Raw genomic sequence first — 11,875 nt, 5'->3', positions numbered from 1 at the left:
GGAAAGAGTTATGAAACTAGAAAACGTGGCTAACGTAAGAGAGCTGGGAGGAATCAAGACTTCCAACGGAAAGCAGGTAAAGTCAAACGTTCTTTTCCGGTCGGCCAACCTGGCTAAAGCCAGCGAAAATGACGTCAAGTTTTTGCAAGGTTTGAACCTCAAACTGATTTGCGATCTCCGCACGGAACAGGAACGCGAAAATAATCTGGACGTTGAAATTTCTGGCGCGCAGAATATATGGTTTAACGTACTGGGAGCGCTTCCCCAAAAAACATCAAGCGTCAAGCAAACCGAGGCAGGCGTTAAAATCGGGAAGGCTATGAACCCCAACACATTCAACGAAGAAGCGGCAGCACATCTCGCCGACTTCGTACAAACGGGTGTCTTTGACAGCGTCATGGAAAACCTGTACGTAGGTCTAGTCGCCAAGGAGCACGCCCAGCAGGAATACTCAAGAATGTTCGATTCAATTCTCGCCACCCAGGGCGGCACCATTTTGTGGCACTGTTCCCAAGGCAAGGACCGCGCAGGACTGGCTTCAGTTTTCATTCTTTCGGCCCTTGGCGTAGACAGCACATCTATCATGGAAGATTTCGCAAAGTCCAACGAATCCTATCAAACCATGGTTGACGTCGCTCTCAAAGTCGCCCAGGATAAGGGACTTTCCAAGGAGCATCAAGGTGTTATCCAGGCAATGCTCGGCGTGAACCCCTCTTATATGAAACGCGCCCTGGATTATATCAACGCAAACTTCGGTTCCATGGAAGACTATATGGAGCAGAAAATCGGCCTAACCGCAGAAAAGAGAGAACTCCTTCGTTCTTTCTATCTAGAATAGAGTTCGTTGAACGCAGGAAGCTTCTGCAAAGGCAACAAGAAAGTCTCGGTGCAGTTGCTTATCGCCATACTTATCAGGCGAACCTGTTTCAAGATCTTCAGCGGAATAACCGCTGGAGATTTTTTCTAGGGTGACACGCTGCGCAGATTCATCATAGGAAAATGCTATTCGGAATGTGCGGTAGGCAAGCACCCCTGTTTTTGCATTTTCATCCAAAGTCAAACGTCGACGAGTGCCGTCAAAAACACCATCGCTAAAACCGCCTCGGCCCAACTGCACCTGAGAAAAGCTGTACAGGTCAAAGGTACTGCGTTCAGCAATCCACTCGTTCTGTTTAACAAAAAAGTCAGACGCACTCACCTGCCATTTTTCCCCATCCTGTTCGTCAACCCAGCCCGCTTTCGCGTTAGGGAACGCATCGGCCATGGGGATGTAGGGTTTAATGTCCAGCACGGGAGTTTCGTTTAGCAAATCCGCTTCATCCACGTAAAGGGTCAATCCCTCCACTTTCAGCAAGCGAACACAGCTAAGGCCAATGGAATTGGGGCGATAGGGGCTTCGGCTTGCAAAGGTTCCTACGCGGTCCTTGCCCTTGGGCGGTACAGGAGGCCTTGTCGTGGGGCGCCAACCTTCATTTTCGTGAAATTGGAAGATGACCCAGATACGTTCAAAGCCATCCAGGTCCCGCAAGGCCGTTTCAAAATTCTGACCTTTACTCAGTTCAATGCGGCCCGGATGCCCAGCGAAAAGTCGGCCCTGTCGGGGAGCCTCGTACTTGTATACAGCATCGCCAAAAAATGTACCAATGGGAGTCACTTCCATGAATACAAAGTTAGAATTTCTATTATTACCTTAGTCCCTATTCCACTGGAGTTATCCAATGAAACCATCGACTTTCTTATCCAAGGTTTTGGCCACTGCCGTTTTAGCAACAGCCTCAGCATTTCTCTTTAACGCCTGCGATTCCGCAAACGCAAATGTTCGTTTTGGTTCAGGCAACAAAGGCGGTCTCTACGACACCTTCGCCACCACCTTCGCCGAAAAAATCAACGGCGCCGGCAAGACTTTCAAAATCCAGCCCAAGAACACTGCTGGTTCCCACGCCAACATCCGCCTCATGGAAGAAGGTTTTATTGACCTGGGAATTGTCCAGGCAGACATCCTCAAGGATCACCTGATGAGAAGCCGCAAGGTTTCTGCAATTTCTGCGGTGGCGGGTCTTTACACCGAATCCATCCAGATTGTGGTTTCGGCCGATTCCGAAATCAGGACCGTAGCCGATTTGCAAAACCGCCACGTCTCCGTTGGCGAAGAGGAATCCGGTGTGTTGCGCAATGCAGAAATCATCCTGGAAGCCTACGGCATTACCTTTGAAAAAATCCAGAAGGAAAATCTCAATTTCAAGGACGCCGCAGCAGCACTTCGCGAAGGTCGCATTGACGCCTTCTTCTGCACCGCTGGCATTCCCACGCCCTCTATCAGCGAGCTTTCTGCAAACAAGAACATCCGCATTATTTCTCTGGATTCAGCAGACATGACCCGCATCATGAACCTGCACCCAGAACTCACCGTAAGCGAGATTCCCGCCAACACTTACGCGGGCCAGGATTCTGCGGTGCAGACTCTCGGAGCCAAGGCCGTTCTCGTGGCAAGTCAGCTTTTGGACAGCGCAACCGTCGCAAAAATCACCGAAGAAATTTTCACCGTAGGCGCTCAGCAGACTGTAGGCATTCCTGTGGGATTTCACCCCGGTGCAGCGGCCGTTTACAAGACCAAGAACATGAACGTGGAAATTGCCGCACCTCTGCCCGGCCGCGGCCCCATTCCTTCTACTGGCGACTAAGGAGACCCGATGTACAAACTTTCTTTAGACATGTATCAGACATTGGCCCTTGCCGTAGTAGTTCTTGTATTCGGCGCCAACCTGAAAAAGCAAATCAAGTTGCTAGAGAAATTCTGCATTCCCTCACCCGTTGTGGGCGGTATCGTATTCGCCTTCATTTCCTGCATTCTATACAAATTAAACGTCTTGGAATTTTCCTTTGACGAGACTCTTAAATCCATCTGTATGATGGTGTTCTTTACCTCGGTAGGATTTAACGCAAACCTTAAAATCTTAAAAAGTGGAGGCATCAACTTGGTATTGCTTCTGGTTTGCGTCTGCGTCTTGATCGTATTCCAGAATTCCCTGGCAGTCGCCTTGGCCAACCTCTTGAACGTCAGCCCGTTGGTAGGACTTTCTGCCGGATCCATTTCCATGGTTGGCGGCCACGGAACAGCGGGCGCATTCGGCCCCGTTCTCGAGGACTTCGGCATGGAAGGGGCAACAACCCTCTGTACCGCAGCAGCCACATTTGGCCTTGTGGCAGGTTCCCTGATGGGCGGCCCCATTGGTAGAAAGTTGATTATCAAGCACGACTTGCTCAAAACAGTCAAATCTCAAAACCAGGCGGAACTGAAAGAGGAACAGAGCAAGTATCGCCGTTCCGCACAGCGCTATTCTACCGCCGCATTCCAGTTGGCAATCGCCATGGGCCTCGGAACATTGGTTTCCACGCTCCTTTCAAAGACTGGCATGACGTTCCCCTCTTACATTGGCGCCATGATCATCGCCGCCATCATGAGAAACATCTGCGAGTACAGCAGCAAGTACGAAGTCCATATGGGTGAAATCCGCGACGTTGGCGGCATTTGCCTTTCCCTGTTCCTGGGAATCGCCATGATTACCCTGAAGCTTTGGCAGTTGGCCTCCCTGGCATTGCCCCTGGTGATTTTGCTCTGCGCCCAGACACTGCTCATGTTCCTGTTCGCCTATTACGTGGTGTTCAACGTCATGGGTCGCGATTACGATGCCGCAGTGCTTTCGGCAGGTGTGTGCGGTTTCGGCATGGGAGCCACCCCCAACGCCATGGCCAATATGCAGGCACTGACACACCGTTACGCCCCCGCCGTGAAGCCCTACCTGCTTGTGCCCATTATCGGCAGCATGTTCGCCGACTTCATCAACAGCCTCTGCATCACCTTCTTCATCAACCAGTTCTAGGGTCGGCCTTCGGCCTTTGAGGAATGAGGTCGCTTCGCTCTGAGGTATAAGAGCTTACGATTTTCCAACCTCAAAGGGGCCTTGGGCCCCGACCTCATTACCTCACACCTCATACCATTTTCTATCTTTGCTCGCGATGAAAGATAAAGCACGTAAACTCATTGAAAAGTACGAAGAACTGGAATCCGAATTGGGCAATCCCGATGTTTTGGGCGACCAGGCTCGTTACAACAAGATTCACAAGCAATACAAGGGTATTGAAAAGGCCGTAATCAAGGCTCGCGAATACCTGCAGATGCTGAATGACCAGGCAGAATGGAAGACTGCTCTTGGCGATTCTGACCCCGAAATGGTGGCCATGGCCAAATCCGAGCTCTCTACCATCGAAAAGACCATGCCCGGCCTCATTGATGAATTGCAGATTTTGATGGTTCCCAAGGATCCTTGGGACTTCCGTAACGCAACGATTGAAATTCGCGGCGGTACCGGCGGTGACGAATCCGCCCTGTTCGCAGGCGACCTTTTCCGCATGTACCGCGCCTATTGCGAAAAGATGGGCTGGAAGCTGACCATCCAGGACCTCAGCGAAGGTACTGTTGGCGGTTATAAGGAAATCCGTGCCTATATCGAAGGCGATAGCGTTTACGGAACCTTGAAGTTTGAAAGTGGCGTACACCGCGTGCAGCGCGTCCCCGAAACCGAAACTCAGGGCCGTGTGCATACTTCCGCAGCTACCGTGGCAATCCTCCCCGAAGCTGAAGAAGTGGACGTGGAAATCCGCGAAGCAGACATCCACATGGACACCTACCGTTCCAGTGGCGCTGGCGGTCAGTACATCAACAAGACCGACTCCGCCGTCCGCTTGACCCATATTCCCACCGGCGTGGTGGTGAGCTGCCAGACCGAACGTTCCCAGCTCCAGAACCGCTTGCACGCTATGGAAATGCTCCGTTCCCGCATTCTTGACGAAGTCATCGCCAAGAAGGAACGTGAAGAAGCCGCCAGCCGTAAGGCCCTCGTGGGTACCGGCGACCGCTCTGCAAAGATCCGTACCTACAACTATCCCCAGAACCGCGTGACCGACCACCGTATCGGCCTCACCCTGTACAATCTGGATCAGGTAGTGGCAGGCGACCTGCAGGAAGTGATCAACGGCCTCCAGATGGCAAACGCCCAGGAAAAGTTGGGTAAGTTCAACGCCTAATTCGGCGAATTCCAGGGCAGGCACAAGATGGCAAACGCACCCGCAAACCAGGGCCCCATGACGGTGCTCGAAATTCTGAACCGCACCAAGGTCTTCTTCGAAAAGAAGGGCGTTCCCGACGCCTTGCTGGACGCCCAGTACATCATCAGCCATGGGCTGAAGATGAAGAGCCGCATGGACATCTACCTGAACTTCGAAAAGCCGCTGACCCCTTCCGAACTGGATGTTCTCCGCGAGATGGTAGCCCGCCGCGCCAACCGCGAACCTCTGCAGCACATCATCGGCGACACCAGTTTCCGCGGTTTCATTATCAAGTGCGACCGTCGTGCCCTGATTCCCCGCCCCGAAACTGAAAGCCTGGTAGACATGGCCCGCGAACGATTGAAAGGCGTTGAAAACCCCTTCATCGTAGAAATCGGAACCGGCTCCGGCTGCATCTCGATTTCCTGCGCCAAGGAAATCGAAAACGCCAAGGTTCTTGCCTGCGACATTTCTGAAGATGCACTTTCCCTGGCCCGCGAAAACGCCGAAGCCAATGAACTAGCCGCCCCTCAGCTGACTTTCGCCAAGGGAGACCTGCTGAACGCCGCCACCGCAGAAGCTCTGACGGCAGCCGGCCAAGATGCCAATGCCAAGATAGATTGTCTCATCGCAAACCTGCCCTACATTCCCGATTCGGAAAAGGGCAAGCTTCAGCCCGAAGTAGACAAGTTCGACCCGGAACTGGCCCTCTACGGCGGACCCGACGGACTCGACCTGGTTCGCAAGCTTCTGCAGCAGACCCAAGGCCGCCTTAATTCTGGCGCCCCCATCCTGCTGGAAATCGGAAGCGAGCAGGCAGAAGTTCTCAAGGACGAAGCCCAGAACTACCCGTGGCTGGAATTTGCAGGAATCCACAAGGATTATAACGACAACATCCGCTTTGTCAGCTACAAGGCAAAATAAATAACGCCTTCAGCAAAAAAAGACAATTGATGCCGCAACATTGTTGCGGCATTTTTCATAGGCCTAAATATTAAAAACAGCCTAACGCACTCAGAACAAAGTTCTCACTTTCACCCATGCGGTAAAAGGGCAGAAGATCGTCGTCATCGATACATACATCGGCATCCATCAGCTGGAGCTGTTCATCGATGCGACGTTTAAAAGCAACAAATCCCGAATAACGATCGCGATACTCTTCGGATTCCCACATGCTGTTTTCGGGAATCTCGACAATGCGTTTACGACTAACTTTCTTACTTACCTTTTTTTCGTTTTTCATATTCATTCCTTTAAGGCACTCACAGACGTCTAATTCAAAGTGCCTTTACGAGCAGTAAATATAAAAAACAGAGATGTCATATTATGACACCTCGCACCTTTCTAAAAAAATGAGACGTTTCAATCCCGGCGATTAATTCCCTATAACCTCGGCGTTCACCTTTGCGTGTCCTACCTTGTCCAGGCCGATTTTCTTGCCCGCAGCCACGCTCAGATCCAAAATTCTATCACCCACATAGGGGCCACGATCATTCACACGGACAACAACACTTTCGCCGTTATCGATACGAGTCACCTTCAGCACGGTGCCAAAAGGAAATTTTTTGTGCGCGCAGGTTAGATCGTTCTGGTTAAAAATTTCGCCGCTGGCCGTCTTCTTACCATGAAAACCCGGCCCATAGTAACTGGCCTCTCCCGAGATCGTCGTACCAATTTCGGCCTTTTCCTTGGAGGCATAATGTTTACCGGGAAAACGGACATACCCTCTTCGGGCGGCAATACTATCGGAACCGGCACAGCCAACAATAAAGGCAGACGAACAAACAAGCGCCAAAAGCAAACTCAATCCGCCTAAACGCATCCGCCGTTCCTATTCAAAGTCATACATACTATTGTATGTATTCTCGAGGATTTCGTCTTCCTTGCTCTTGACCTCGGCCTTCTTCTCTTCGGGCTTCTGGTTGAGCTGTTCGTAATACTGAGCCGAGAGCTTGTTGATGTGGGCCTCGCTAGTCTGAACACGCTTGCGGAGACGCTTCAAGTCATCATCAGAAATCGTCAGGCGGGAATTCAACTTCCTAGCGGCTTCCTTACCCCAGGGCGTGTCACCATGCTTATCGCGAAGGACCTTGTAAATGGCAAAGACGCTGTCAACGCGTTCCGGGTTCATTCGGAAATAGACGGCCTTCATGTACAGGGCCTGAACACCGGACTGGGTTTCGGGATACTCCTGATAAAGACTGTCAAAGGAATCAAAGGCATGGGCATAAGCAGAATCCACCAGTTCCATCTGATCCAGGGGCATTTCCGATGCGACAGTCCACAAGCTTTCTGCCACCATATATCGATCCCTGGCCAGATCTTCCTGAGTCTTGAGGGTAACACGCATACCGAGGTTTGCCTGGGCCTGCTTTCCATATTCCGTATCCGGATATTTTTCTACGATTTCCTTGTAGATTTCTTCGGCGGCATCCGGGTCATGCAAAAATTCATCGTAGATGAAAGCCTTGGCGTAAGTCGCTTTCAGGACCCTCGCGCTATCCTTGGATTCGTTAATAATGACGTCCAACCTTGCAACAGCGCTATCCGTCTCAGACAGTTTGAAAAGGAACAATTCCGCAATCTGGAATTCCGTTCCGAAGAAATTATCCACATTGGGAATGGAGTCGGCCCGGTCATCGTCATTCTGCTTGCGCATGGCCAGCAAACGTTTTAAAGCATCCCTACGTTCGCGGCTCTTCTGACCCCAATCGCTAATGGTCCTAGAAGTAAAACTGCTATCGTAATAGACAACGGCCTGCTCATAATTCAAGGTTTTGTGCTGTTCGTAATCGCCCAGGTTATAGTAGCTTCTTGCCGCATGCACGGATCTCGGATATTCGGAATTCACCTTCTGGAAAACAATGAACGCATCGGGATAACGCTGAGCCATCATGGTGATTTCGCCAATACGGACCAGATAATCCGGCTGCTTGGTTTCAAATTCAGGTTCCTTGTAGAGTGCCTTATACTCGTCAGCGGCAGGAAGGAACTGTCCAACATTCACCAGACATTCAGCACCCTGTTCTCCGGCGGTCTGACGTTCACGGGAGTTCAGCAGTTTAATCTCTTCGGCCACATAATGTTCACGAGCCTTTTCCCAATTTTCTTTCTTGAAATAAAGACCTGCTAATCTAAAATGGGCCTTGCCGCGCATAAAGGGAGTACCCATGGTATCGGCAAGAACTGCTTCTAGAGAGGCGATAGCCTGATCGGGGAATTCAGCCTGTTCATCAAGAAGCGAAAGAAGGTTCAGCCCCTGGAAGTAATAGGGATGGTCCTTGGAAGCGACAACCGGTTCCAGGGCAAAACGGCTAATATTATATTCATGATTCTTGTAGAGACAGTAGGCACGCTGGTATTCTACCGCCGGCATTGAATCGTAATCAGAGAAATAGCGTTCGTACTCGTCGTACTTGGTAATGGCCTTGTCCCATTCCTGCTTATGTCTAAAAGATTCGCCAATCAGGAAGACAGCCTCTGCGGTACGCTTCTTGTTGTTGGGGAAACGTTCCAGCACGCGGGATCCCTTTTCGATCACCTTGTCATACTTCTGACGTTCTTCGGGACTGGGCCTAGATTCCTCGGCATCGGCAACACTATCCTGGCGGGCAGTGCGCATCTCTCCGGCTTCATCATAAAGACGTTCCGCATTGAACATGTGGTTCAAGTAAGCACAGCAGGTACACCCTTCAAGAAAGAAGGCGAGCAGGGCAAAAGCTATAATCTTAAACTTGAACATATCAGGTCAAAAATACAAAAAAGGCAATGGTACTCGATCGCAAATTCTAGTAGCGGTTCAAATAGGAGGCATAATCACAAAGTTTAAGACCTGGCGGCAGGGCAGACTTGTCAAAACGCACCATACGAACCTCGGCAGGTTTACCAACTACACGGGCCAGCATTTCAAAATTATCCTGCGTTTCCCATACAGCGGCATCCAAGACAAGGCCATCGCCACAATCCGTTTCGCCAGTACTGTTTCCAATACCTGAAATTCGGGAATTCTGCTTCAACAGACGCGTAAACACCTCGGGAGCAACCCCCAGGTGGTTAGAGTTTGAAGAAGAATCCACAACAACCACATGAACCTGTCGGAAATGATTCAGGGAATCAAACACAACCGTATAGGTATGCATATAGGGGGCGATGTAGAAAGATTCCTGCCAAACGTTATTTGCAACCGGGCGGAAATTGGAAATCGAATACTTCTTGAAAAATTCACGGGGAGTCGCGCCATAGCGAACAAGATAATGGCCCAACATTGAAGAGAAGTCATGGGTCGTCGCAGGGCCAGATGTTCCGCGGAGGCTGTCGATAGCACGGTTCAAGTTGGCGGCCAGACCGTCGGTCTTCGAAATGGGAGCAGGACGCGTGATACTTGCTTCCTGGATACGAAGCTGGATTTCAGGATATTCGGGATCGGCTTTCTTGATTTCCTGGAACTGCATACGAGCCAGGTCAAACTGACGACCCTTCAGATAGGCACGGCCAAGAGCCTCCCGCAAAGGCAGGTTTTCGGGATACTTTTCTACCAAGGGCAGCAGAATATCGCAGGCAATCTGGGCTCGATCCTGGGGAGACAGAGCAACACCAGTTCCAGAACCCGGAGGAGATTTTTCACCTAGAGTCGCTGCGGCGGCACGAGCCTCGGCGTAATCCGGCTGGAAGGCAAGAATGCGCTGATAGATTTTTTCGGCAGCATCAAAGTGTCCCTGGTATTCCTTCAGGTATCCCTGAAGCAGAAGAAGTTTAGCATCAACCGGGAACTGGGAAAGGGCATATTCCACAACGGCGGAGCAGCTATCCAGCAAGCCACTGTCGTGGTAAACTTCAGCCAACAGTTCATAGGCTCGGGGGGAATCTCCGTTAGAAAGGCTAATGGCGGTTTTCAGTTCGCCGGCCGCCTGGATGCTGCGGGAATTCTTAAGGAGCAATTCACCAAACCAGAGTCGAGCCTGTGTCAGGGAGGGAGCCTTTTCTGTAGCGGCACGAGCCAGTTCAAGGGAAGCCGATTCGTTACCGGCCATATACACCACTCGGCTTTCCAGGTAGGCAGCCAGACCCGTTCCTGGATAACGCCCCTGCAACTTACCAGTCAACAGGGCAAGACGGTCCTTCTGATTTTCAGTCAGGGCAACCCCATTGGTCGCCATATCAAAGAGGATGTTCACCCCACCCCAGATAGCATTCAGCAAATCAGGGTAGAGAACAACAACGCCATCGTAGATGTCGTAAGCCGAAGAAAGGGCTCCGGCGCGAGAAAGTTCAGCGGCACGACGCAGTTCAGTCTGAACCTGAACAGGCAGCTTTGTTACCGAGGAGTTAAAATCGGGAGCATCGCCCAACAGAACCGTCGAACCGACAGGCAATCCGTAGGGGACGGCCGGAACAGAAACCTTAGACGGGCCGTAGATCTCGTACACGCGAAAGCCCACAAAAGCAAGAAGGGCTCCACAACACAATGTCAAAAAGAGATAGGCAGCCTTGCGGGCAGCATTATTGGAATTGGACATCTGATTCCAAGCCTCGGTTAGAGTTCCAGGAAGTCAGCCAGCTTTTCCTTATGCTCCTTGCTCTTCTGAAGGCGACGGAGCGTCTTGTTCTTGATCTGGCGGACACGTTCACGAGAGAGTTTCAGGTCTTCGCCAATATCCTTCAAGGTCGTATCTTCTACGGTATCGAGACCGTAGAACATGCGAAGAATTTCTTCTTCACGCTGAGGCAGGCTAGACAAGGTTTCCTGGATGAGCTTGCGGCGTTCATCCTTTTCCATGTCCTCATCCTGGTTACCATCGGTACCCAGAACATCCATCAGGGTGCTTACAGATTCGCTAGAACTGGAAACAGTGGAACTGTCACCAATGGGAGCATCCAGAGAGATGTCCACAATCTTTTCCATGACTTCGACAATGTCTTTTTCGAAGGGGGAAAATTCTTCCATGGCGATGGTGCGATCGTAGTCGCCATCGTTCTGCATAAGGGCACGCTTGAAGCGGTTTACAAGAGCGAGCTTGTTAGGCGGAATTCGGACCGCGCCCACCTGTTCAAACAAAGCCTTCTGGATTGACTGGCGAATCCACCACACGGCGTAGCTGATGAACTTGACATCCTTGTCCATATCAAAACGCTTAGCCGCCTTGAAAAGGCCCAGATTGCCTTCGTTAATAAGATCGAGCAGAGAAAGACCACGGCCCTGGTACTTACGGGCCACACTGACCACAAAGCGAAGGTTGCCGCGAATCAGGCGCTGCAGAGCGGACTTGCGAATTTCCTCTGTAGCCCCGGTCTTGATAATCGAAAGCAGAGCCGACTCCTCCTGCGGGGTAAGAGTCGGGAAACGATTCAAGTCCCGGAAATATAGTGCTTCGTTTGCATCACTCATAAGATCACCTATCAATCCATTTTTATTCATCGCGGGCAAAAGCCCTTGAAGTTGAACAAATATGTTTTTTTATACGGATTCTGTCAATTTACCCAAGGTCAAATTACGCAATTTGTCGTACGGATAAATTCCCGAATTATGTCCATCGCTAAAAGTAAGGCTAGCCGCATAGCGTCCTACGGACTGTACCTTCAAAAGAGCGATATCAGCAGGGACAGAAGCGTCATCCAGCGTCTTTACACCCGTATGTTCATCCACACACAGGGCGCAGGGGCAGGCACAACGCAAATCACGGGCAGAGCAAGCCCCACGGGTACCATCATTCCATTCCACGCCCAGTTTTCCATCTGCAGTTCTAAAGAATTTTTTCGGTTGCAACATTTA

The 11,875-nt window shown here is 50.9% G+C and carries 12 protein-coding genes; 5 read left to right on the top strand and 7 right to left on the bottom strand.

Going from position 1 to position 11,875, the window contains the following annotated elements; genetic code table 11:
- Window positions 1-10 precede the first annotated feature (10 nt).
- Window positions 11-838, top strand: a complete 828-nt coding sequence (locus B7992_RS07865) for a tyrosine-protein phosphatase (protein WP_158535440.1) — start codon at window positions 11-13, stop codon at window positions 836-838.
- Here B7992_RS07865 and tsaA read toward each other — a convergent pair.
- Complete coding sequence (gene tsaA, locus B7992_RS07860; protein ID WP_249269385.1) at window positions 830-1,660, bottom strand: tRNA (N6-threonylcarbamoyladenosine(37)-N6)-methyltransferase TrmO; 831 nt, start codon at window positions 1,658-1,660, stop codon at window positions 830-832. The two genes, B7992_RS07865 and tsaA, sit on opposite strands and share 9 nt — an antisense overlap.
- A 58-nt stretch (window positions 1,661-1,718) precedes the next feature.
- Between tsaA and B7992_RS07855 the strand changes: the two genes are divergently transcribed.
- The 4 genes from B7992_RS07855 to prmC all read left to right on the top strand — a co-directional run bounded on the left by B7992_RS07855 (window position 1,719) and on the right by prmC (window position 6,030).
- Complete coding sequence (locus B7992_RS07855) at window positions 1,719-2,681, top strand: TAXI family TRAP transporter solute-binding subunit (protein WP_083541986.1); 963 nt, start codon at window positions 1,719-1,721, stop codon at window positions 2,679-2,681.
- Between the two features lie 9 nt (window positions 2,682-2,690).
- Window positions 2,691-3,881 carry a sodium/glutamate symporter gene (gene gltS, locus B7992_RS07850; protein WP_199174009.1) on the top strand — a complete coding sequence of 397 codons (1,191 nt, stop codon included), beginning with the start codon at window positions 2,691-2,693 and terminating at the stop codon, window positions 3,879-3,881.
- Between the two features lie 136 nt (window positions 3,882-4,017).
- Entirely contained in the window at window positions 4,018-5,085 is a 1,068-nt protein-coding gene (gene prfA / locus B7992_RS07845) for a peptide chain release factor 1 (RefSeq protein ID WP_073158814.1), read from the top strand.
- A 27-nt stretch (window positions 5,086-5,112) separates the two neighbouring features.
- Window positions 5,113-6,030, top strand: a complete 918-nt coding sequence (prmC, locus tag B7992_RS07840; RefSeq protein WP_073285370.1) for a peptide chain release factor N(5)-glutamine methyltransferase — start codon at window positions 5,113-5,115, stop codon at window positions 6,028-6,030.
- A gap of 70 nt (window positions 6,031-6,100) precedes the next feature.
- Here the strand turns inward: prmC and B7992_RS07835 are convergent, their stop codons facing one another.
- The 6 genes from B7992_RS07835 to B7992_RS07810 all read right to left on the bottom strand — a co-directional run bounded on the left by B7992_RS07835 (window position 6,101) and on the right by B7992_RS07810 (window position 11,872).
- Complete coding sequence (locus B7992_RS07835) at window positions 6,101-6,349, bottom strand: hypothetical protein (RefSeq protein ID WP_073158810.1); 249 nt, start codon at window positions 6,347-6,349, stop codon at window positions 6,101-6,103.
- A gap of 132 nt (window positions 6,350-6,481) precedes the next feature.
- Complete coding sequence (locus B7992_RS07830) at window positions 6,482-6,928, bottom strand: septal ring lytic transglycosylase RlpA family protein (RefSeq protein ID WP_073158808.1); 447 nt, start codon at window positions 6,926-6,928, stop codon at window positions 6,482-6,484.
- Between the two features lie 9 nt (window positions 6,929-6,937).
- A complete protein-coding gene (locus tag B7992_RS07825) occupies window positions 6,938-8,848 on the bottom strand; it encodes a tetratricopeptide repeat protein (RefSeq protein WP_073158806.1) in 1,911 nt (636 codons plus the stop codon).
- Between the two features lie 46 nt (window positions 8,849-8,894).
- Window positions 8,895-10,622, bottom strand: coding sequence for a lipopolysaccharide assembly protein LapB (locus B7992_RS07820; RefSeq protein ID WP_088665975.1), 1,728 nt, complete (start codon window positions 10,620-10,622; stop codon window positions 8,895-8,897).
- Window positions 10,623-10,639: 17 nt separating this feature from the next.
- Complete coding sequence (locus B7992_RS07815; RefSeq protein WP_083538097.1) at window positions 10,640-11,491, bottom strand: RNA polymerase sigma factor RpoD/SigA; 852 nt, start codon at window positions 11,489-11,491, stop codon at window positions 10,640-10,642.
- 69 nt (window positions 11,492-11,560) lie between these two features.
- Window positions 11,561-11,872 carry a DUF971 domain-containing protein gene (locus B7992_RS07810; RefSeq protein ID WP_073158799.1) on the bottom strand — a complete coding sequence of 104 codons (312 nt, stop codon included), beginning with the start codon at window positions 11,870-11,872 and terminating at the stop codon, window positions 11,561-11,563.
- Window positions 11,873-11,875: the final 3 nt, after the last annotated feature.

The organism is Fibrobacter sp. UWH1, from assembly GCF_002210365.1.
GTDB lineage: Bacteria > Fibrobacterota > Fibrobacteria > Fibrobacterales > Fibrobacteraceae > Fibrobacter.
The sequence above is the reverse complement of the archived record's forward strand: the minus strand, read 5'-3'. Positions and strand labels throughout refer to the sequence as shown.